Here is a 20539-nt window from a genome sequence, read left to right on the forward strand (position 1 = left end):
ACAGTCGTAAACGACACGGCCGGCAGCCTGAAGCTGTCTTCTAAACCGTGTGAGATCAAGGTGCGTGTTTACGAAACGACAGGCGGGGCGCGGGTTCGAGCGCCGGGGAAGAAGGTTTGCCGGGCGTGGCCCAGGCGAGTGGCGGGTGCGGTGAAGGTGGTGGCGTGCGGTGTATCGAATGCGGCGAAAGACTGCCCACCCGTAAGCGCCGGGCAGTTGAACAGCAGGCTGCAATAGCCGCATTTTTCCCAGAGCGCGTGGTGCTCTGCGGCGGGTGGGCAATGTTCGGCGGCTTGTTCTTCAGCGTGTTCGCCGTGGCCGTCCATGCTCATGTCCATCGACATGCTCATAGACATTGAGGCGCGTTGATCCATCGGCATCGACTGAGAAATCAGCGGACCGATAAAGATCATCAGCATGGCGAACAGGCTGATCCAGCTGCCACGGGTCAGGCTCAAGGGCTGACGGCGGCGCACGGATAACCTGGCGCTAGGGGCGCGCACGGGCGTTTTTTGGGTTGGCGATTACTGGGCGTGCATATGCTCTTGCATGCCGTCCGGGGCCTTTTTCTGCACCGCGACTTCAACCGTCACGTCGCCGGACTTCTCGAAATGCATGGTCAGCGGGAAGCGTTTGCCGTCGCTCAGCAGGCTACGATCTTTCAGGTTCAGCAGCATTACGTGATAGGCCATCGGCGCAAAAGTAACGTTGCCGCCGGCAGGGATTTCGACGCTTGGCACCTGCTGCATTTTCATCAAATCGTTCTGCATGATGTGCTCATGCAATTGGGCTTCGCTGGAAATCGGCGAGTCGACGCTCAGCAAACGGTCAGCGGTTTTGCCGTTGTTGTGAATCACGAAGTAAGCCGCCACGGTCGGCGCGTTCGGTGGCAACTCTTGCGACCACGGGTGAGCGATTTCGAGCTCGCCGGCCTTGTATTCGTGAGCATTGGCAAAACAGGCAGGCAGCAGCAATGCGGCCAGAACGATGAGTTTGTTCAACATGGCAGTTCTCCAGAACGATTCAATACGCAGGTCAATTGCGAGAAGGAATCACACCAGAGGGGACGCGCGGGGGTTGAGACTCGGCCATTGCTGGCGCGGTGTCGGCGTATCGAGAGAGGCGGCAGGCAGGCTTCGATTGGCCTCGTACCGCGCGAAATACAGCTGCGGCACATGCCCCGGCAGCGCCACCAACGGCGCAGAGCCCGAGCAGCACCAGCAATGTTGCATGTTGGAGTGATCGTCGTTTTGCGGGGCTTTCTGCTCAAAAGTGCCCAGGGAAATCGCCACCATCTTGGTGCCGCTGGACGTGCAGAAACTGCCCCACAGCAATTGCTCGGCGGGTGATTTCGCCGACTGCGCCATCGCTCCGGTCAACGGCATGGCGAGCATGTTGAACAGCACTGCGAAGCAGGCGATCCAGGCAAATGCGAGCCGTTGTCGGGACATGGGATAAATCCGGTTGGGTGGGCGATCAGGCGCGGCTATTTAGCCTGATCAGGGCCGATAAGTAAAAAAGCGGCGTGCGGTTTGGTGTCGCAGATCAATCAAATCGTGACTGCATGCAATCGCAAACCCAATGCTTTCATGACTTTCATGATAGTTGCGAATTCGGGATTGCCAGTGCTGCTCAGCGCTTTGTAAAGACTTTCCCGACCCAGGCCGGCATCTCGCGCCACTTGAGTCATGCCTTGGGCCCGAGCGATATCATTGAGCGCGGCACGGATCAGAACCCCATCGCCTTCGTCATCGTCAAAACAAGCGTCCAGATATGCCGCCATGTCCTCAGGAGTTTTGAGGTACTCGGCGGCGTCAAACCGGGTAAATTTTTCGGTCATGACTTACTCCTCATTACCGATGCTATGTGCCATCTGCACGGCGCGTTTGATATCTCGCTTTTGTGTCGATTTGTCGCCCCCAATCAGCAGCAGATAAATCACCTCACCTCGACGTGTGAAATACATCCTGTAACCGGGGCCGTAATGAACTCGCATTTCATAAACGGTATCACCGACGAACCCGCAGTCGCCGAAGTTGCCATGTTCGGCTGCCTTAAGCCTGGAGATGATTCGACCTTTACCGGTGATGTCTTTTAAGGCGTCGAGCCATTCGGAAAATAGGCGAGATCGTTTAATGGCGATCATGTCGGAATCGTATTCCTTGGGATACAAGCTGACAAGCTGCTTTTCCTGGCTGCCTGCTTGTCTGGATAAAAGGAATCGAAGTATTGGAGTGAGGGGTAGTGAAGAAAAGTCGGCTGCGTCTTCAAAATATGCAGGCAAATTCGCAGATAAATTCGAAGTCAGGAAAAATCTGACGCCGCCAGGGCTTTAAGGACTTCAGACGCTGATGCAAACTCCCGCTCAACCCCCGCCAACACCGGCCGCTTCAACACCAACACTGGCACCCCACGTTCCCGCGCCACTTCCAGTTTCGGTTCGGTAGCGGTGCTGCCGCTGTTTTTGCTGATCAGCACATCGATCTGTCGCCGTTCGAACAGTTCGCGTTCATCCTCAAGCAGAAATGGCCCGCGGGCGCCGATGACTTCGCAGCGTTCGTTGCCGGGGTAAACGTCGAGTGCGCGCAAGGTCCAGAATTGCTCCTGCGGGATTTCGTGCAGGTGCTGCAAGGGCTCGCGACCGAGGGTGAACAGCGGTCGTCGGAATGGTTTTAGCGCTTCGATCAATTCTGCCCAGTCGCTGACTTCCCGCCAGTCATCGCCGGGTTGCGGCTGCCAGGCAGGGCGACGCAAGGCCCAGCAGGGAATGTTGGTCAGTTGCGCGGCGGTCGCAGCGTTTTGGCTGATTTGTGCGGCGTAGGGGTGAGTAGCGTCCAGCAGCAGTTCAATGCCTTGATCGCGAATGAATTGAGCCAGGCCTTCAGCGCCACCGTAACCGCCGACGCGAACCTGACAGGTCAGATCCGTCGGCACTCGACCGACACCGGCCAGGCTGTAAATGTGTTCCGGGCCAAGCGTCCGGGCAATGGCCAAAGCTTCCGTCACGCCACCCAGCAACAACACGCGCTTCATTGAAAGTCTCCCGGTCAGTTAAAAAAGCTAAGGCCAACCACATCACCTGTGGCGAGCGAGCTTGCTCGCGTCGGGCTGCGCAGCGGCCCCAAAATTCACGCAATGCCACCCATTTTGTGAGTGCTGCGCACTCAAGCGGGAGCAAGCTCCCTCGCCACAGGGGGTTCGGCATGGCCAACAATCCCACCCTGGCGATCAATCGCAAACACCTCAACCTGAACCTGCGCCGGCACCACGCTGCGAGCAAACTCCAGGGCATGCCGACATACTTCATCCCCGAGCGCGATCCCGACAGCGCTGGCCATCGCCAACGCCTGCTGACTGGTATTCGCCTCACGGATCGATTGCTGCAAAGAGGCATCAGCCCCAATCGCCGCCGCCCACTCAGCCAGTTGCGGCAAGTCGATGCTCGAATGCCGACTGTGCAAATCCATATGCCCCGCCGCCAGTTTGCTGATCTTGCCGAAGCCGCCGCAAATGCTGAGTTTATCCACAGGTACTTTGCGCAGGTGCTTGAGCACGGCGCCAACGAAGTCGCCCATTTCGATCAAGGCGATTTCCGGCAAGTTGTAGACCCGGCGCATGGTGTCTTCGCTGGCGTTGCCGGTGCAGGCGGCGATGTGCAGGTAACCGTTGGTTTTGGCGACGTCGATGCCTTGGTGGATCGAGGCGATGTAGGCCGCGCAGGAAAACGGCCGGACGATGCCGCTGGTGCCCAGGATCGACAGTCCGCCGAGAATCCCGAGGCGCGGGTTCATGGTTTTCAGCGCCAGGGCTTCACCGCCCTCGACATTGACCGTGACCTCGAAACCGCCGCGGTAATCGAGTTCTTCGGCCAGCAAGGTCAGGTGATCGGTGATCATTTTGCGCGGCACCGGGTTAATCGCGGGTTCGCCGACGCCCAACACCAAACCCGGCCGGGTCACGGTGCCGACGCCAGAACCTGCATTGAAGCGAATCCCCGGCTCGTCTTTGAGCTGTACGCGCGAATAGAGCAGCGCACCGTGAGTTACGTCCGGGTCATCACCGGCGTCCTTGATCGTTCCAGCCTCGGCACCGTCATCGATCAATCGGCAGAATTCCAGGCGCATCTGCACCTGCTTGCCTTTGGGCAGGATGATCTCGACTGCGTCCGCATAAGAGCCGCTCAGCAACAAACGTGCAGCGGCGAGGCTGGTGGCCGTGGCGCAACTGCCGGTGGTCAGGCCGCTGCGCAAGGGCGCGGGTTGTTCGGCGGTTTCGTCACGCATCGAGCGGCTTCGTCACATCGAGCAAAGTGATCGGCAGCGCCTGGCGCCAGGTGTCGAACTCGCCAAGCGGTTGCGCCTGAGCGATATGAATGCGCGTCAGCTCACCGCCATGCAGTTCGCGCCAAGCCATCAGGGTCATTTCGCTTTGCAGGGTGACGGCGTTGGCGATCAGTCGACCGCCGGGTTTCAGCGCAGTCCAGCAGGTGTCGAGCACGCCGTCGCGGGTCACGCCGCCGCCGATGAAAATCGCGTCCGGCCGTTCGAGCCCGGCCAAGGCTTGCGGCGCGCTGCCGCGAATCAATTGCAGGCCTGGAACGCCAAGGGCATCGCGGTTGTGTTCGATCAACAGTTGCCGACCGTCATCGGCCTCGATGGCCAATGTCCGGCAACTCGGGTGAGCGCGCATCCATTCGATGCCGATCGAGCCGCTGCCGGCGCCGATGTCCCACAGCAGTTCGCCGGGTGTCGGTGCGAGGCGGGCGAGGGTGATGGCACGCACGTCGCGTTTGGTCAGTTGGCCGTCATGCTGGAAAGCTGAATCCGGCAGACCGGCCAGGCGTGAAAGCCGCGCGGTGCCGGGTTCGGCGATGCATTCGATGGCGATCACGTTGAGATCGGCAACGGCTGATGAGGTCCAGTCGCTGGCAACGCCGTTGATTCGCCGTTCGGTATCACCGCCCAAATGTTCCAGGACGCTCAGCCGGCTCGGTCCAAAACCGCGTTCACGCAGCAACGCCGCAATCGCCGCCGGGCTCTGTCCGTCATTGCTCAGCACCAGCAACCGCATGCCACTGGACACGTGCGCATTGAGCGCGGCGACCGGGCGCGCCACCACCGAAAGCGTCACCACCTCCTGTAACGGCCAGCCCATGCGCGCCGCCGCGAGGCTGCAAGAGGAGGGCGCCGGCAGGATCAGCATCTGCTCGGCGGGCACTTGCCGCGTGAGGCTGGCGCCGACGCCGAAGAACATCGGGTCGCCACTGGCCAGCACACAAACAGGCTCGCCATGGCGCTCAAGCACCGGGGCCAGGGAAAACGGACTCGGCCACAACTGCCGCTCGCCGCGAATACACACCGGCAACAAATCCAGTTGGCGCTGGCCGCCAATGATCCGCGAAGCGCCCAGCAGAGCCCGTCGGGCGTTTTTGCCCAGGCCCTTGAAGCCGTCTTCACCGATTCCTACTACTGTCAGCCAGGGTGACATCTACAGTCCTCAAAAATAGTCCTCAAACGGACTGTTCCGACGGGCAGGCTTTTCATGCCGCCTGACAAAGCAGGCATAATACCGCGCCTTCGCCCGCGAAGCGCCTTTCCCACTCTGCCGGTCGCCCCCTTGAACGAACGCCCGATGTCCACCGCCCTACGCCCCTCGGCCTGCCCGGGGTTGCTGCGTATCGTCCCGGCGCTGGATGGCGGGATCTGTCGGATCAAGTTGAATGGCGGCTCGATCAGTGCCGATCAGGCCGTCGCCGTCGCCGATGCGGCTGAACGCTTTGCTGGCGGGGTGATCGAGGCGACCAACCGCGCCAACCTGCAAATTCGCGGGATTGGCAGCGAGCAGTCGGCCTTGATCGACAGCCTGCTGGCCGCCGGGTTGGGGCCAAGGACGGCGGCGGGCGACGATGTGCGCAACCTGATGCTCAGTCCTAGCGCCGGGATCGACCGGCAGATGCTGCTCGATACGCGTCCGCTGGCGGGCCAGATCCTCGACAGCCTGCAAAGCCACCCGCGTTTCCACGAGTTGAGCGCCAAGTTCGCCGTGCAACTCGATGGCGGCGAAGCCCTGGCGATGCTCGAACATCACCACGACCTGTGGTTGAGCGTCGGCGAACAGGATGACGAGTACGTGCTGGCTTTCGGTCTGGCCGGTTGCCCGACGGATGCGCCGATCAGTGCGGTGCGGCTGAGGGATGGCCACGCGCTGGTGATCGCAGTGCTGGAATTGTTCCTCGATCTGGCACGTCCCGAGCAGACACGCATGCGGCATCTGCTGGAAGAAATTCCGGTGGCAGCGTTTGTCGCGCAACTGGCTGAGCGGGTGCCGCTGGTGTCCCTCGCTTATTGGTTGCGTTCAGCGTCCTCGGAGGCCCTGCACATCGGCGCGCATCCGCAGCGGGAAACTGCTCGCGTTTACATCGGCGCGGTGCCGCCCTTGGGCCGACTCGATCCCGCCATGCTCCGAGGCGCCGCCAAACTGGCCCTTGAACACGGCGATGGCAGCCTGCGTTTCACACCGTGGCAAAGCCTGTTGCTGCCCGGTGTCCAGAAACACGATGCCGCTCAAGTTATCCACAACCTGGAAAATCTGGGCCTGCACTGTTCGGCGGACGATGCCTTGGCGCACCTGATTGCCTGTACCGGTTCCGCCGGTTGCGGCAAAGGCCTGTCCGACACCAAGGGCGATGCGCTGCAACTGGCGGCGCTGCTGCAACGCCACGGCCAAATCCTGAATGTGCATCTGTCCGGCTGTCCGCGTTCCTGCGCCGCTGCGCACATCGCACCCGTCACTTTGCTGGCGGTTTCGCCCGGTTACTACGACCTTTATTTTCGCGATGCCACGCTGCCGGGTTTCGGCGCGTTGCACGCACGCAATCTTACTATTGAAGCGGTCGCAGCCTTGCTCGACGCCCGCTCACGGAGCCCCCTAGATGCTTGATTACATCCGCGACGGTCAGGAGATCTATCGCAACTCCTTCGCGATCATTCGTGCCGAGGCTAACCTTTCGCGCATCCCGGCTGACCTGGAAAAACTCGCGGTGCGGGTGATCCACGCGTGCGGCATGGTCGAGGCCATCGACGGTCTGCAATTCTCCGAAGGCGCCGGCAAGGCCGGGCGCGATGCGTTGGCGGCCGGTGCGCCGATCCTGTGCGACGCGCGGATGGTCAGCGAAGGCGTGACTCGTGCGCGTTTGCCTGCGAACAATCAGGTGATCTGCACGCTGCGCGACGACAGCGTGCCAGAGCTGGCTCGCGAGTTGGGTAACACCCGTTCCGCCGTCGCGCTGGAACTGTGGCGTCCGCATCTGGAAGGCAGCGTGGTGGTCATCGGCAACGCGCCGACCGCGTTGTTCTATCTGCTGGAAATGCTCGACGCGGGCGCCCCGAAACCGGCACTGATCCTCGGCTTCCCGGTGGGCTTCGTCGGCGCCGCCGAATCCAAGGCGATGCTTGCGGCGGACAGCCGCGGTGTGCCGTTTGTCATCATGCAAGGCCGGCTCGGCGGTAGCGCCATGGCCGCCGCCGCCGTCAACGCCCTCGCCACGGAGATCGAATGATGCAGCAACCTGGACGCTTGATCGGCCTGGGCGTCGGCCCCGGTGATCCGGAACTGATTACCGTCAAAGCCCTGCGCTTGCTGCGCGAATCGCCGGTGGTGGCGTACTTCGTTGCCAAGGGCAAAAAAGGCAATGCGTTCGGCATCATCGAAGCGCACCTTCAAGAAGCGCAAAACCTGTTGCCGCTGGTGTACCCGGTGACCACCGAAGCGCTGCCGGCGCCGCTGTCTTATGAACAAGTAATCAGCGACTTCTACGACACCGCTGCCGAGCAGCTTGCCGAGCATCTGGATGCCGGCCGCGATGTGGCGGTGATTTGCGAGGGTGACCCGTTCTTCTACGGTTCCTACATGTACTTGCACGATCGCCTGGCCGAGCGTTACATCGCCGAAGTGGTGCCGGGCGTCTGCTCGATGCTCGGCGGCGCTTCGGTGCTGGGTTCGCCGCTGGTGTATCGCAATCAGAGCCTGTCGGTGTTGTCCGGCGTGTTGCCTCATGAAGAACTGAAACGACGTCTGGCCGATGCCGATGCGGCGGTGATCATGAAGCTGGGGCGCAACTTCCCCAAGGTTCGTCAGGTGTTGGAAGAACTCGGTATGGCCGGGCGCGCGCTGTACGTCGAACGCGCAACCATGGCCAATCAGAAAATCGTCCCGCTGGATGAAGTCGAGCCGATGTCCTCGCCGTACTTCTCGCTGATCATCGTACCCGGCGAACGGTGGCAAGGTTGAAGGGCCGTCCTGCTCCGGCGATTGTCATTCTGGGCAATGGTAGCCTCGCCACGGCGCAGCGGATTCAGCAGCGCTACCCGGACGCGTTGATCCACGGTTTGGCCGAGCGGGTTGAAGGCGCTGACCGTACCTATCAAGAGTTCGGCGTGACCCTGCGCGAGCTCTATCAACAGGACACGCCGATCATCGCCCTGTGCGCGGCCGGCATTGTCATTCGCACCCTGGCGCCGTTGTTGCTGGAAAAAGGCGCCGAGCCGCCGGTGCTGGCCGTCGCCGAAGACGGCAGCGCCGTGGTGCCGCTGCTCGGTGGCCTGGGCGGAGTGAATGTGTTGGCGCGAGAGATCGCCGCAGCGCTGGACGTCGCAGCAGCCATTACCACCAGTGGTGAATTGCGTTTCGGCACCTGCCTGCTCAATCCACCGAGCGGCTATGCCCTCGGCGATCTGGAACTGGGCAAACGCTTCGTTTCGGATTTGCTCTCGGGTGAGTCGGTGCGCATCGAAGGTCTGGCCCCGTGGTTGGCCGAGGCGCAATTGCCGGAAGATCAACAGGCGCGATTGGCGATTCATGTCGGTCATGCCGAGCGTCAGCCGAGTGCCAATGAACTGCTGATTTATCCGCGCAATGTGCTGGTGGCGGTGACGGCGGGAACGGCTGATCTCGCTGGCGTCATTCGCGCGGCGTTGCATGAAGCGAACATCGCGTTGCAGTCGCTTGCTTGCCTGTTGGCGGATGAAAGCGACATGGCCAACGGCGCATTGCGCGAGGCCGCGCTTGAACTGGCCGTGCCGCTGCGTTTTGGCGCTCGGTCCGGCAGTGTGTTTGAACAGGCCCGGAGTGCCGCACCATCGCTGCTCACAACGATCGAGGTCAATGACTCGATGACCATCGCGGTCGCTGCCGAACCGCTTGATCCGATGCTGATCGGCCGTCCTCGCGGACGGCTGGCGGTGATCGGTCTAGGCCCCGGCGCGGCTAAATTGATGGTGCCTGCGGTGAAGGCCGAACTGGCTCGAGCCAACGACGTGTTGGGTTATGAAACCTACGTGCGCATGGCCGGCCCGTTCCGCGCCGATCAGGTGATGCACTGCACCGACAACCGCGAAGAGATGCAGCGTGCCCGCCACGCTTTCGAACTCGCGGCCCAGGGGCGTTCGGTGGTGGTGGTGTCGTCCGGTGATCCGGGCGTGTTTGCCATGGCCGCTGCGGTGCTCGAAGCCCTGCACGAATCGAGCGATGCGAACTGGCACAACGTCGACCTGGAAATTCTCCCCGGCGTTTCCGCATCGCTGGCCACGGCTGCTCAGGCCGGAGCGCCGTTGGGCCATGACTTCTGCGTGATGTCGCTCTCGGACAATCTCAAGCCGTGGTCGATTATCGAGAAGCGTCTTGATCTGGCCGCCCAGGCGGATTTGGCCCTGGCCTTCTACAACCCGATCTCCCGTTCTCGGCCATGGCAATTGGGTCGCGCGCTGGAGATCGTCGCGCAGCACCGTACCGCCGAAACGCCTGTGGTGTTGGGACGTGACATTGGCCGCCCGGGTCAGACTCTGCGCGTGACCACGTTGGGGCAGTTGACCCCGGATCAGGTCGACATGCGCACGATGGTGCTGGTCGGTTCGTCAACCACTTGTGTGTTCCCTCGTGCCGAGGGAGGCGAGTGGGTGTATACGCCGCGGTGGTATGGCGACAAGCCTGCCTCCTGAGACCAAGCGGCCCGTGCTGGGCCGCATCTCCATTCTGACCCGGTTTATGAGCGCTTTTTGCGCAGGGCAAAGCGCTGCGTGGTGATGTCACGGAGGCGCTTTTCAATCAGCGGTCTTTGGCTGTGCAGGCGTTGTCGATCAAGTTTGAAAAAAGCGCTGCGCTGAAGCAGCGTTGCCGACTGTTCCTGCCACGACCAGAACAGAAAACTGCTCTTGGTTACGGTGGCGACCAGCTCCAGATTGAACAACGCCATGTGCAGATCGCCCTTGGCGTCGTAACGTACGGGGGCCACCTGAAAGCGCCGACCCATCACACTCTCGTTATCCAGCGAAAACAACGCAGGTTTGTCTGAGCGCAAGGCATCCAGCGTGTCGATCATGGCGTTGCCTTGTTGTGGGTCCCTGGAAATTTCCGCACTGCGTACCAAGTGCTCGGCAATACTGCCGTTAATGTTTGTACGCTTTCGGGTCCTGATCGCGTTTTCATGAAGTGTCCAACCAAGAAATCCCAGGGTTACAGCATATTCCTCCATCCACAAATCAGTACTGGCAAAGCGATTGTGGGCCAGGTCGGCTGACGTTGTTGCGAGGCGCGTACAGTCGGTCAAGTCATCGAAATCCTGCAGGGACAAGTTGTCGATGCAGGAAATAAGGTTGTGGTTGGCAAGTGCCCCAGATGGATGTTCGTTGCTCATAGAGTGCTCCTTGATAAATAAGTTGATGTTGCAGCTTATAGAGCAAAAAGAACGATGGGGTAAGAGCAGTTGTAAGTGTTTAAGTTGTCTTTGGTTATCTGTGCTGATTGAAAATATATTGAATCAAGTTGTAGTTGGCTGTTCTAAGTTTGTGCGTTAGTTTGTTGGGGTGTTGCCATGTCGGCACCTCAACATTGAACGCAAGGAAGATTAACAAAATGGAATGTAAAGTATCTGTTGAAGAAAGCACCACCCTGGTCAAGGCACGTATCGCCAAACGCCAGTCGCTGCCTGCGGAATTAATCCGAAGCGCCCGTGTACGGGCATTCGGCGCCGTGGATGAAAGCAGTCCGACCAGGGCTCTGGATGCGGTGGTGTTGGCCAATACCCTGGTGGGTTACGGTGAAAATATTTCCCTCGAGAACATGGTGATCATCGAAAACGTCATCAAGTTTGCAAAACTCGAAGCCAACTATGAAGTTCCGGGTAATGAGCCTGAAGCGTGGTACCGCGCCTTTGTGAAATGCATGGAAGATGCCGGCTGCTTCATTGCCGACTCCGGTTATTCGGTCTATAAAAAGAGCACCATGCAACTGACCATGAATAATATTGTTGTGGATATCGTCCAGGCCGGCGTTGCAGCGGCTAAAGCGGCTATTCCGGGTGCGACAGTGCTCTCGGCAATTGCCGACTCGACGCTGGATGCCTTGAAGAAAGAGCCTGAGGCCATCAATCTGCTGAACCGAGAAGCTGTCCAGGATAAAGGTGTGCGGCTGGCAGTGTTGCCGTGTGATCAACTGAAGAACGGAATTATTCTGGCGTCGCTGTCGTCGATCGACAGTATCGGCGGTAATAATGAAACTTCGCCTTTGTTCTTTAACTGGAAAACAACCAATCGCAGTATCTTTCGCGGCAGCGCTTACATCACCTTCAATCCTTTGCGTTATGCAGCGCTGAAAGACAGTTTTGAAGAGTATCTCGGCGAGCACTTCAAGGCCGCGCTGAGCAAACGCTTCCAGCGCCGCAAAACCAAGTAATCCGTAGAAACAGGCTGCCGGCAATATTGCCGGCAGTGACCGGAGCAAACAGATGAATTACTCGGTTTATTTTCACGCGGGCGTGCTGCTGGTGTTATCCAGCGCCTTGTCGTCGACGATCAAACAGGATGTGCTGGATACGTTGGCATTTGCCCGGCTGGCAGCTGACGAAGATGTGCCGCAGGGCTTGCAGGATTCACAATGGTTCGACATCTACTCGGGAATCCTGTCTGCCTGTGGCTGGCATTTCTTTGCCGAACAGCACACGGATCTACCCCTGCGTGGCCCGCAATCGACTGTTTCAGGCGAAGAGGAAGTGGTCGCGTTGGCTGAAACAAACCTGTCATCCGGGCAAGGCCTGTTGATTTCGGCGGCTTTGCGCAAGCTGGAGTCAGCATCCCGTGACGCGGCGCTGTTGCAAAAGCTCAAGCGTCATTGCCTGTCGGGTGATGCCGGGAGCACACGGTTCAGGGCGATGGCCGGTGTGGTCGAGGAAGGTGGTTTTCTTGGCATGGTTTCGGTGTCATTCGTCACGCACGGGACAATCGATCAGTGTTATTTCGAGAGCGGGGCAGCGCGGCACAAGCCTGTCGGCAACGTCATCAGGCGTGGTTATTCGGCCCGTTTCAACCAAGCTCGATACGACGAGTTCAGAGCCGACACCCGGGAATGGCTGGCAACGGAGCTTCACGCACCGTCTATCGAAATCGGTTCGTTGTTCAGCGCAAAGCTCCCGCCTGTCGCGTAGCGGTACAGATCAGTGCCTGGGCCTTATGGCACCAGGTAGCCCTTGACCCCGGTAAAGATGATTTGCGCCGCCAAGGCACACACGAACAAACCCATCAACCGGCTGACAATCTGCAACCCCTGATCGCCCAGAATCCGCTCGATGCGGTTGGACAGATAAAGCACCACCCCCACCGTGAAACTGGCCAGGGCAATGCTGAGGATGGCGGTGAGCTTGTCGTCCCAGTGTGGCTGGCTCACGCCCATCACCAGTAGCGCACCGATGGTGCCGGGGCCGACCGTCAGGGGGATGGTCAGCGGCACGATCGTCACGTCTTGCTGCACGTTGTCGGTCTGTACCGCGGACTTGCCTTGGGCCATGCCCAGCGCCGAGATGAACAGCACACTGCCGGCGCCAATGCGGAACGCATCCACTGTGATCCCGAACACACTGAAAATCACTCGCCCGAACAGGTACAGCAAAACGCTGGACACCAGCGTCGCGACGGCCACTTTCCAGGCCAGACGGCGTTGTTCCTTGCGCGAGTAGCCACGGGTCAGGCTGATGAAACAGGACAACACGAAGAACGGGCTGTAGAGCACCAGCATCTTCAGGTAAACGCTGAACAACACGTGGAGCATGGTGCTGGCTCACTGGCGAGGGTAGTCGTGGGGGAGTCTATCAGGCGTTACGACGGTTGGGTGGAGGCGCGGTTTTGCTGATCACGCTGAGCCACCCAGTGCTCGATCAACTCGCGCAACTGCGACAGCTCGACCGGTTTGGCCATGTGTCCGTCCATACCAGCCTGTCGCGCGCGCTCTTTATGCTCGGCGAGAATATGTGCGGTCAGCGCTACCACCGGCGTGCGAATCCGCTGATTGCCAACTTCCCACGCGCGCAATTGCTGGGTGGCGGAGAAACCGTCGAGAATCGGCATTTCGCAGTCCATCAACACCAGGTCGTAGCGCTGGGCCTTCATCGCCTGCAAGGCTTCTTCGCCGTTGCTGGCGGTGTCCGGTTGCAGGTTGAGCTTGCCCAGCATGCCGCGAATGACCTTGGTCGAGATGCTGTTGTCTTCGGCCACCAGGATGCGGAAATCGCTGGGCACCTTGACCGGCAGGGGCGGGCCGGAGGGCAGGTGATGCGACACGGCCAGGCCTTTGTTGCGCTGGTTCAGCTCGTCCGCCAATGTGGTCTTGAGGGTGTAGCCGGCCACCGGTTTGGCGAGGATGCGCTTGATCCCCGAGTTGCGTGCAATGATCTTGCTCGGCGCATTACTGATGCCGGTGAGCATGATCAACAGAATGTCGTGGTTGAGGCTCGGGTCTTCCTTGATCTTGGCCGCCAGTTGCATGCCGGTCATGCCGGGCATGTTCTGGTCCAGCAGGACCACGTCGAAGTAGTCACGCAAATGAGCCTTGGTGCGCAATAGCGCCAAGGCTTCCTTGCCGGAAGGCACCGCGCTGACATTCAAGCCCCAGGCGCTGCACTGTTGTACCAGCACTTTGCGGCAGGTGTCGTTGTCGTCCACCACCAGTACGCGCGCGCCTTGCAACGGGCTGTCGAGGTCGGAAGTCGGGTGTTCGAGACGGTCGGGGTCCAGCGGCAAGGTCAGCCACAGGGTGCTGCCCTGATTGGCGCCGCTTTTGATCCCGAACTCACCTTGCATCAGGCGGATCAGTTGGCGAGCGATCACCAGCCCCAGATTACCGCCCAGGCGAGTGGCCGACAGGAAGTGTTTGCTGTGCAGTTCGGCGTGCATCAGCGCATCGCGCTCTTCGGGTTCCATCGGCACGCCGCTGTCCTGCACGGCGATGCGCAGGCGTGGTTTGGCGCTGCGTTCGTCGAGGGCGACGACAATCAGGATCTCGCCTTCGTCGGTTTTTTTCAGGGCGTTTTCCAGCAGGCTCAGCAGGGTCTGACGCAAACGGGTTGGGTCACCGCTGATCACCCGTGGCACTTGCGGCTGGATAAAACTGATCAGCTCGACGTTTTGCTGTTCGGCCTTGGCGCGGAAAATACTCAGGCAATCTTCGATCAGGGCATTGAGGTCGAATTGCACGTCGTCCAGTTCAATCTGCCCGGACTCGAGCTTGGAGATGTCGAGAATCTCGTTGATCAGGGTCAGCAGTTCGTTGCCAGCGCTGTGGATGGTCTGCACGTAATCACGTTGCTTGACCGACAATGGCGTGCCCAGCAGCAGTTCGGTCATGCCCAGTACGCCATTCATCGGCGTGCGGATTTCATGGCTGATCTTCGCCAGGAATTCAGCCTTGGCGTTGATCTCGGCATTGCTGGCCGCCAGGTCGCGGCTGACGCTGAAACGGTCTTCGGTGATGCTGCGCTGGCGCTCGCCCAGAGCGATGCTCATCAACAGGCCGCTGATGCAGATGAACGCCAGCAGGGTGATGATCAGGCCTTGCGGTGCCACCAGGGTCAGCCCCAGCAGTGCCGGCAGGATGATCAGCGCGCCGATGTTGAACACCACCATGGCGGCGACGAACAGCCGGGCCGGACGATAGCCTTTTTGCCAGTGGTAACCGCTGACGAACAACATGCTCAGGCCCGCGAGTGCGACCAGGACGTAGGTGATGATGTTCAACGGCAGGGTGTTGACGAACAACAGCAGCAGCCCGGCGACCACCGTGAACAGGATGTCGCCAAGCAGCAGCTTGTTCAGTGGGTGCGGGCCCAGCGGGGCAAAAAAGCGGTAGGCGAACATCAGGCCGCACGGTGCCGTCAGCAACAGGGCGAGGTACGCACCGGGAGTCTGGATGGCGTGCCAGTTCGGCAGCCATGGTCCGGCCAGGTTAAGCAGCAGAACCAGACTGAGCAGCAGCAGAAACTCGCAGGCCGCCAGCCAGAGGCTGCTGCGCGAACGGGTGTAGGCGTAACGAACGACGTTGTGCAGGATCAGCATGCCGATGCAGCCGAACAGTAGGCCGTAGATCAGCGTGAGGTTCTGATTGGCCGCCGTCATCACCGCCGATTGCAGGGTGATGTAAGGCCGCAGCTGGTGCTCGGAAACCAGTCGCAAGTAAACGTCGAGGGTTTTATCGCTTTGGGGCAGCGGCAACATGAAGTCGCTGCTGGGCAGTGGCCGCTCAGCCTGAGGCTGCTGGGTGCCGGTGTTCAGTTGCTCGATCAGCTTTTCGCCGTCCAGCACATACAGATTGAGGTGCGACAGGTCGGGGGCGAACACGCGCAGCACTTGTTCGTGCTTGCCGGGGGCCAGCCTGAAGCGCAGCCATAACGCGCCGTCGGGCTCGGCGGCCGTGAGGCGGTCGAGTTCGATGGGGCTGAATTGATTGGTGAAGCGCGTGGAGCGGATATCGCTCAGTTGCAGGTCGCCCTGTTCGTCGAGCAAAACCGACCAGCCACTGCCTTGCGCGGCTTGGGCCGGGAGCATGCAGAGCAAGGTCAACAGAGTGACGGTAAGACCTATGGCAATCCTGAGCCAGCGCACGGCGAAATCCCTTCGTAGGTTGATGCCAGAATATAACTATGCGCGGCGCCGGAATAGTCCGGCAAGGGCATCACGCCCTTGCCTGGCCGAATGGAGGGCTTATTCCTGATTTTCGCCACGCTCGCGGGCAATGGCGCGGTAGCCGATGTCCTTGCGATAGAAGCAACCTTCCCAATCGATCTTGGCTGCCAGCTTGTAAGCTTGCTGCTGGGCAGCATCAACACTGGTACCCATCGCCGTAGCGCACAGCACCCGACCACCGGCCGTTACAACCTGACCGTCCTTGAGCGCAGTGCCAGCGTGGAAGACTTTGCCTTCCAGACCGGCGGCTGCGTCCAGACCGTTGATCGCCACGCCTTTGGCGTAGTCACCAGGATAGCCGCCGGCGGCCAGCACGATGCCGACGCTTGGACGTGGATCCCATTGTGCTTCGACTTTGTCCAGGGCTTGCGCCAGGGCCGCTTCGACCAGCAATACCAGGCTCGACTGCAAACGCAGCATCACCGGTTGGGTCTCAGGGTCGCCGAAACGGCAGTTGAACTCGATAACTTTTGGGTTACCGGCTTTGTCGATCATCAGGCCGGCATACAGGAAACCGGTGTAGACGTTGCCTTCGTCAGCCATGCCACGCACGGTTGGCCAGATCACCAGGTCCATGACACGTTTATGGACTTCGGCTGTTACGACCGGGGCAGGGGAATAGGCACCCATACCGCCGGTGTTCGGGCCGGTGTCGCCGTCGCCGACGCGTTTGTGGTCCTGGCTGGTGGCCATCGGCAGTACGTTCTTGCCGTCGACCATGACGATGAAGCTGGCTTCTTCGCCGTCCAGGAACTCTTCGATCACGACGCGCGAACCGGCTTCGCCGAAAGCGTTGCCCGCCAGCATGTCGCGCACGGCGTCTTCGGCTTCAGCCAAAGTCATCGCGACGATCACGCCTTTACCGGCGGCCAGGCCATCGGCCTTAATCACGATCGGTGCGCCTTTCTCACGCAAGTAAGCCAGGGCCGGCTCGATCTCGGTAAAGTTCTGGTAGTCGGCAGTCGGGATCTTGTGGCGAGCCAGGAAGTCCTTGGTGAACGCTTTCGAACCTTCCAGCTGAGCAGCGCCAGCGGTCGGACCGAAGCAATCGAGGCCGCGCGCGCGGAACAGATCGACGACGCCGGCAACCAATGGCACTTCCGGACCGACGATGGTCAGGGAAACGTTTTTCTCGGCGAAATCCGCAAGTTGCTCGAGGGCGAGCACGTCGATGGCGACGTTCTCGCACTTGGCTTCAATGGCGGTGCCGGCGTTGCCCGGAGCAACGAAAACCTTCTGCACGCGCGGATCCTGAGCCACTTTCCAGGCCAGGGCGTGTTCACGGCCACCGCTGCCAATGATCAAAACATTCATTTCAAAAACCTCGGATGACGCTAATTCTGGAGGCAGCACTGAAGCTGCTTTTCTGTGGGAGCGGGCTTGCTCGCGAAGACGACGGCACATCCAGCATCAATGTGACTGAAAGACCGCTTTCGTGAGCAAGCCCGCTCCCACAGTTGATCGAGTTAATCAGTGACGGAAGTGGCGCATGCCGGTGAATACCATGGCGATGCCGGCTTCATCAGCTGCAGCAATCACTTCGTTATCACGCATCGAGCCGCCTGGCTGGATCACCGCAGTGATGCCGACCTTGGCCGCGTTGTCCAAGCCGTCGCGGAACGGGAAGAACGCGTCGGAGGCCATCACCGATCCTGCCACCTGCAAACCGGCGTGTTCAGCCTTGATTGCGGCGATACGGGCGGAGTTCACGCGGCTCATCTGGCCTGCGCCGACACCGATGGTCTGACGGTTCTTGGCGTAGACGATGGCGTTGGACTTAACGTACTTGGCGACTTTCCAGGCGAAAATCAGGTCGTGGATTTCCTGTTCGGTCGGGGCACGCTTGGTCACGACTTTCAGGTCATCGGCGCTGATCATGCCGATGTCGCGGCTCTGTACCAGTAAACCGCCGTTGACGCGTTTGTAGTCCCAGGCAGCGGCGCGGTCAGTCGACCACTCGCCGCAGGTCAGCAGGCGCACGTTGGCTTTGGCTGCCACGATGGCGCGGGCTTCTGCGCTGACGGATGGGGCGATGATCACCTCGACGAACTGACGCTCGACGATGGCCTTGGCGGTTTCAGCATCCAGTTCGCGGTTGAAGGCGATGATGCCGCCAAAGGCCGATTCGGTGTCGGTGGCGTAAGCCAGTTCGTAGGCCTGACGGATGCCGCCTTCGGCGTCCGGGCTTACGGCGACGCCGCATGGGTTGGCGTGCTTGACGATCACGCAGGCCGGCTTGACGAAGCTCTTCACGCATTCCAGCGCGGCGTCGGTGTCGGCCACGTTGTTGTACGACAGCTCTTTGCCTTGCAGTTGGGTTGCGGTGGCAATACCGACTTCGGCAGGTTTGGCTTCCACGTAGAACGCCGCGCTCTGGTGCGGGTTCTCGCCGTAGCGCATTTCCTGAGCCTTGACGAACTGGCTGTTGAAGGTGCGCGGGAACTCGCTGCGACCTTCGGTGCTGAGAGTCTCAGCAGCCTGGTTCACGGTGCCCATGTAGTTGGCGATCATGCCGTCGTAGGCAGCGGTGTGTTCGAAGGCCTTGAGCATCAGGTCGAAACGCTGAGCGTAGGTCAGGCCGCCGGCCTTGAGGCCGTCCAGCACGTTGGCGTAGTCGCTGGCGTTCACCACGATGGCCACGTCTTTGTGGTTTTTTGCTGCCGAGCGGACCATGGTCGGGCCGCCGATGTCGATGTTCTCGATCGCGGTCGGCAGGTCGCAGCCTGGCTTGTTGATGGTGGCTTCGAACGGGTACAGGTTGACCGCAACCAGGTCGATCGGCTTGATGCCGTGCTCGTTCATGATCGCGTCGTCGATACCGCGACGACCGAGGATCCCGCCATGGATTTTCGGGTGCAGGGTCTTGACCCGACCGTCCATCATTTCAGCGAAACCGGTGTAATCCGCGACTTCCACTGCGGCAACACCGTTGTCGCGCAGCAGCTTGAACGTCCCGCCGGTGGAGAGGATCTCTACGCCCAGGGCTTCTAGCTCCTTGGCGAATTCGAGGATCCCGGTCTTGTCAGAGACGCTGATCAAGGCGCGGCGGATCGGCAGGCGGGTAGTCTGGTCGGTCATTTCAATTTCCATCAAAAGCAAAGGAGTCAGCAAAAAAGGCGACCGGTTTTACGCGGGCGCCTTTCTGGTTTGATTGAATGCTTACAGCAAATCGTACTGCTTGAGTTTCTTGCGCAGCGTGCCCCGGTTCAGCCCGAGCAGCTCGCTGGCCTTGGTCTGGTTGCCCTTGACGTAGTTCATCACGCACTCGAGCAGGGGAGCCTCGACTTCGGAGAGCACCAGGTTGTACACATCCGTGACGGCAGCGCCCTCAAGGTGGGCGAAATAATTGTGCAGCGCCTTCTCGACACTCCCGCGAAGGGTCTGACCTTCTTCGCTCGGCGTATTGAGGTGCTGTTTCAAATTCACGTTGTCGCTCACGGGTGTTGTTCCACTCACTAAAGTCTCGGTCATCATCGTCATGCGGCCACCCCTTCTCCGTCCCCTGTCAGGCTCTTGTAACGCTCGGCGAAGAACTCCCGAACGTTGGCGCATTGTGTTTCCGTACCATCCAAACGATTGAAGTGGGCGCGGAACTCCCTGGCGCCCGGCAGGGTTGCGAGATACCAGCCCACATGCTTGCGAGCAATGCGTACGCCCATCACGTCTCCATAGAAGGCGTGCAGCGCGGCCAGATGCTCAAGCAGAATACGTTCCACCTCGATCAGCTCCGGCGCCGGCAATTTTTCGCCAGTACGCAGGAAATGGTCGATCTCACGAAAAATCCATGGCCGCCCCTGGGCAGCCCGGCCTACCAACAGGCCATCGGCACCGGTCGCGTCGAGCACGTACCGGGCCTTCTCGGGTGAATCGATATCGCCATTGGCGAAAACCGGGATCGACACCGCCTGCTTGATCGCGGCAATGGTGTCGTACTCGGCCTCGCCGGTGTACAGGTCGGCACGGGTGCGGCCATGGACCGCCAACGCCGTAATACCTGCCTGTTCGGCAATCTTCGCCACGGTCAGGCCGTTCTTGTTGTCCCGGTCCCAGCCTGTGCGGATCTTCAGGGTGACCGGCACATCAACCGCAGCCACCACGGCCTGCAGGATCTCGGTCACCAATGTTTCATCTTTCAACAGCGCCGAACCGGCGGCCTTGTTGCAGACCTTCTTCGCCGGACAGCCCATGTTGATATCAATAATCTGTGCGCCCAGTTCCACGTTGGCCCGGGCCGCATCCGCCAGCATCTGCGCATCACCGCCGGCGATCTGTACCGAGCGTGGCTCGGGATCACCTTCGTGGATCATGCGCATCCGCGATTTGCGGGTGTTCCACAAGCTCATATCGCTGGTGACCATTTCCGAGACTACAAGCCCTGCGCCCAGTCGCTTGCACAGCTGACGAAAGGGCTGGTCGGTGACACCCGCCATGGGGGCGAGAATCAAGCCGTTGTGCAATGTATATGGACCGATGCGTACCGCCGACATAGGACTTCCCTGTTGTGGGGCCGGATCATGAGAGTTCGAAAAAGGGTTGGC

At 60.3% G+C, this 20539-nt stretch carries 21 protein-coding genes; 6 read left to right on the forward strand and 15 right to left on the reverse strand.

Going from position 1 to position 20539, the window contains the following annotated elements; translation table 11 throughout:
- Positions 1 to 68 precede the first annotated feature (68 nt).
- From JFT87_RS07830 to cbiE, 8 genes are all read right to left on the reverse strand, one after another.
- Positions 69 to 503: a DUF2946 domain-containing protein gene (locus JFT87_RS07830; RefSeq protein WP_201200217.1), complete on the reverse strand. Its 435-nt coding sequence runs from the start codon at positions 501 to 503 to the stop codon at positions 69 to 71.
- Between the two features lie 21 nt (positions 504 to 524).
- Positions 525 to 1004 carry a copper chaperone PCu(A)C gene (locus JFT87_RS07835; RefSeq protein ID WP_201200218.1) on the reverse strand — a complete coding sequence of 160 codons (480 nt, stop codon included), beginning with the start codon at positions 1002 to 1004 and terminating at the stop codon, positions 525 to 527.
- Positions 1005 to 1052: 48 nt separating this feature from the next.
- Positions 1053 to 1451, reverse strand: a complete 399-nt coding sequence (locus JFT87_RS07840; protein WP_201200220.1) for a DUF2946 domain-containing protein — start codon at positions 1449 to 1451, stop codon at positions 1053 to 1055.
- A gap of 98 nt (positions 1452 to 1549) precedes the next feature.
- Positions 1550 to 1840 carry an addiction module antidote protein gene (locus JFT87_RS07845; protein WP_201200221.1) on the reverse strand — a complete coding sequence of 97 codons (291 nt, stop codon included), beginning with the start codon at positions 1838 to 1840 and terminating at the stop codon, positions 1550 to 1552.
- A 3-nt stretch (positions 1841 to 1843) separates the two neighbouring features.
- The gene (locus tag JFT87_RS07850; protein WP_201200223.1) at positions 1844 to 2146 is read right to left on the reverse strand and encodes a type II toxin-antitoxin system RelE/ParE family toxin; all 303 of its coding nucleotides are present in this window, start codon (positions 2144 to 2146) and stop codon (positions 1844 to 1846) included.
- 158 nt (positions 2147 to 2304) lie between these two features.
- Complete coding sequence (locus JFT87_RS07855) at positions 2305 to 3033, reverse strand: cobalt-precorrin-6A reductase (protein ID WP_201200225.1); 729 nt, start codon at positions 3031 to 3033, stop codon at positions 2305 to 2307.
- 131 nt (positions 3034 to 3164) lie between these two features.
- The gene (locus JFT87_RS07860; RefSeq protein WP_201200227.1) at positions 3165 to 4283 is read right to left on the reverse strand and encodes a cobalt-precorrin-5B (C(1))-methyltransferase; all 1119 of its coding nucleotides are present in this window, start codon (positions 4281 to 4283) and stop codon (positions 3165 to 3167) included.
- Entirely contained in the window at positions 4276 to 5487 is a 1212-nt protein-coding gene (cbiE, locus tag JFT87_RS07865; RefSeq protein WP_201200229.1) for a precorrin-6y C5,15-methyltransferase (decarboxylating) subunit CbiE, read from the reverse strand. Before cbiE ends, JFT87_RS07860 begins: the two co-directional genes overlap by 8 nt.
- 144 nt (positions 5488 to 5631) lie before the next feature.
- Between cbiE and cobG the strand changes: the two genes are divergently transcribed.
- Genes cobG through cobJ form a run of 4 tightly spaced genes read left to right on the forward strand, consistent with a single transcriptional unit; the run spans position 5632 to position 9995 of the window.
- Positions 5632 to 6939, forward strand: a complete 1308-nt coding sequence (gene cobG / locus JFT87_RS07870) for a precorrin-3B synthase (RefSeq protein WP_277952867.1) — start codon at positions 5632 to 5634, stop codon at positions 6937 to 6939.
- Positions 6932 to 7558: a precorrin-8X methylmutase gene (locus JFT87_RS07875; protein WP_201200232.1), complete on the forward strand. Its 627-nt coding sequence runs from the start codon at positions 6932 to 6934 to the stop codon at positions 7556 to 7558. The genes cobG and JFT87_RS07875 overlap by 8 nt, the downstream gene beginning before the upstream one ends.
- Complete coding sequence (locus JFT87_RS07880; protein WP_201205118.1) at positions 7558 to 8289, forward strand: precorrin-2 C(20)-methyltransferase; 732 nt, start codon at positions 7558 to 7560, stop codon at positions 8287 to 8289. Before JFT87_RS07875 ends, JFT87_RS07880 begins: the two co-directional genes overlap by 1 nt.
- Positions 8286 to 9995, forward strand: coding sequence for a precorrin-3B C(17)-methyltransferase (cobJ, locus tag JFT87_RS07885; protein ID WP_201200234.1), 1710 nt, complete (start codon positions 8286 to 8288; stop codon positions 9993 to 9995). The genes JFT87_RS07880 and cobJ overlap by 4 nt, the downstream gene beginning before the upstream one ends.
- A gap of 44 nt (positions 9996 to 10039) precedes the next feature.
- Here cobJ and JFT87_RS07890 read toward each other — a convergent pair whose 3' ends face one another.
- Complete coding sequence (locus JFT87_RS07890) at positions 10040 to 10690, reverse strand: hypothetical protein (protein ID WP_201200235.1); 651 nt, start codon at positions 10688 to 10690, stop codon at positions 10040 to 10042.
- 218 nt (positions 10691 to 10908) lie between these two features.
- Between JFT87_RS07890 and JFT87_RS07895 the strand changes: the two genes are divergently transcribed.
- Both JFT87_RS07895 and JFT87_RS07900 read left to right on the forward strand, forming a co-directional pair.
- On the forward strand, positions 10909 to 11727 hold the full coding sequence (locus JFT87_RS07895; RefSeq protein WP_201200236.1) for a hypothetical protein: 819 nt from the start codon (positions 10909 to 10911) through the stop codon (positions 11725 to 11727).
- A gap of 52 nt (positions 11728 to 11779) precedes the next feature.
- Complete coding sequence (locus tag JFT87_RS07900; protein ID WP_201200237.1) at positions 11780 to 12475, forward strand: hypothetical protein; 696 nt, start codon at positions 11780 to 11782, stop codon at positions 12473 to 12475.
- Between the two features lie 23 nt (positions 12476 to 12498).
- On the opposite strand, the gene JFT87_RS07905 is transcribed toward JFT87_RS07900, so the two are convergent.
- From JFT87_RS07905 to dusB, 6 genes are all read right to left on the reverse strand, one after another.
- The gene (locus JFT87_RS07905; RefSeq protein WP_054044032.1) at positions 12499 to 13095 is read right to left on the reverse strand and encodes a MarC family protein; all 597 of its coding nucleotides are present in this window, start codon (positions 13093 to 13095) and stop codon (positions 12499 to 12501) included.
- A 47-nt stretch (positions 13096 to 13142) separates the two neighbouring features.
- A complete protein-coding gene (locus tag JFT87_RS07910) occupies positions 13143 to 15920 on the reverse strand; it encodes a response regulator (protein WP_201200238.1) in 2778 nt (925 codons plus the stop codon).
- A 99-nt stretch (positions 15921 to 16019) separates the two neighbouring features.
- Positions 16020 to 17315: a phosphoribosylamine--glycine ligase gene (purD, locus tag JFT87_RS07915; RefSeq protein WP_201200239.1), complete on the reverse strand. Its 1296-nt coding sequence runs from the start codon at positions 17313 to 17315 to the stop codon at positions 16020 to 16022.
- Between the two features lie 156 nt (positions 17316 to 17471).
- A complete protein-coding gene (purH, locus tag JFT87_RS07920) occupies positions 17472 to 19079 on the reverse strand; it encodes a bifunctional phosphoribosylaminoimidazolecarboxamide formyltransferase/IMP cyclohydrolase (RefSeq protein ID WP_201200240.1) in 1608 nt (535 codons plus the stop codon).
- 81 nt (positions 19080 to 19160) lie between these two features.
- Positions 19161 to 19481: a DNA-binding transcriptional regulator Fis gene (gene fis / locus JFT87_RS07925; protein WP_007907419.1), complete on the reverse strand. Its 321-nt coding sequence runs from the start codon at positions 19479 to 19481 to the stop codon at positions 19161 to 19163.
- Positions 19478 to 20488, reverse strand: a complete 1011-nt coding sequence (gene dusB, locus JFT87_RS07930; protein ID WP_201200242.1) for a tRNA dihydrouridine synthase DusB — start codon at positions 20486 to 20488, stop codon at positions 19478 to 19480. Before dusB ends, fis begins: the two co-directional genes overlap by 4 nt.
- Positions 20489 to 20539 lie beyond the last annotated feature (51 nt).

The organism is Pseudomonas sp. TH15 (assembly GCF_016651105.1).
Taxonomy (GTDB): Bacteria; Pseudomonadota; Gammaproteobacteria; order Pseudomonadales; family Pseudomonadaceae; genus Aquipseudomonas.

Coding starts and splice junctions, on each gene's coding strand:
- JFT87_RS07835 (WP_201200218.1), bottom strand. CDS start 1,004: ATGTTGAACAAACTCATCGTTCTGGCCGCATTGCTGCTGCCTGCCTGT.
- JFT87_RS07840 (WP_201200220.1), bottom strand. CDS start 1,451: ATGTCCCGACAACGGCTCGCATTTGCCTGGATCGCCTGCTTCGCAGTG.
- JFT87_RS07845 (WP_201200221.1), bottom strand. CDS start 1,840: ATGACCGAAAAATTTACCCGGTTTGACGCCGCCGAGTACCTCAAAACT.
- JFT87_RS07850 (WP_201200223.1), bottom strand. CDS start 2,146: ATGATCGCCATTAAACGATCTCGCCTATTTTCCGAATGGCTCGACGCC.
- JFT87_RS07855 (WP_201200225.1), bottom strand. CDS start 3,033: ATGAAGCGCGTGTTGTTGCTGGGTGGCGTGACGGAAGCTTTGGCCATT.
- JFT87_RS07860 (WP_201200227.1), bottom strand. CDS start 4,283: ATGCGTGACGAAACCGCCGAACAACCCGCGCCCTTGCGCAGCGGCCTG.
- cbiE (WP_201200229.1), bottom strand. CDS start 5,487: ATGTCACCCTGGCTGACAGTAGTAGGAATCGGTGAAGACGGCTTCAAG.
- cobG (WP_277952867.1), top strand. CDS start 5,632: ATGTCCACCGCCCTACGCCCCTCGGCCTGCCCGGGGTTGCTGCGTATC.
- JFT87_RS07875 (WP_201200232.1), top strand. CDS start 6,932: ATGCTTGATTACATCCGCGACGGTCAGGAGATCTATCGCAACTCCTTC.
- JFT87_RS07880 (WP_201205118.1), top strand. CDS start 7,558: ATGCAGCAACCTGGACGCTTGATCGGCCTGGGCGTCGGCCCCGGTGAT.
- JFT87_RS07890 (WP_201200235.1), bottom strand. CDS start 10,690: ATGAGCAACGAACATCCATCTGGGGCACTTGCCAACCACAACCTTATT.
- JFT87_RS07895 (WP_201200236.1), top strand. CDS start 10,909: ATGGAATGTAAAGTATCTGTTGAAGAAAGCACCACCCTGGTCAAGGCA.
- JFT87_RS07900 (WP_201200237.1), top strand. CDS start 11,780: ATGAATTACTCGGTTTATTTTCACGCGGGCGTGCTGCTGGTGTTATCC.
- JFT87_RS07905 (WP_054044032.1), bottom strand. CDS start 13,095: ATGCTCCACGTGTTGTTCAGCGTTTACCTGAAGATGCTGGTGCTCTAC.
- purD (WP_201200239.1), bottom strand. CDS start 17,315: ATGAATGTTTTGATCATTGGCAGCGGTGGCCGTGAACACGCCCTGGCC.
- purH (WP_201200240.1), bottom strand. CDS start 19,079: ATGACCGACCAGACTACCCGCCTGCCGATCCGCCGCGCCTTGATCAGC.
- fis (WP_007907419.1), bottom strand. CDS start 19,481: ATGACGATGATGACCGAGACTTTAGTGAGTGGAACAACACCCGTGAGC.
- dusB (WP_201200242.1), bottom strand. CDS start 20,488: ATGTCGGCGGTACGCATCGGTCCATATACATTGCACAACGGCTTGATT.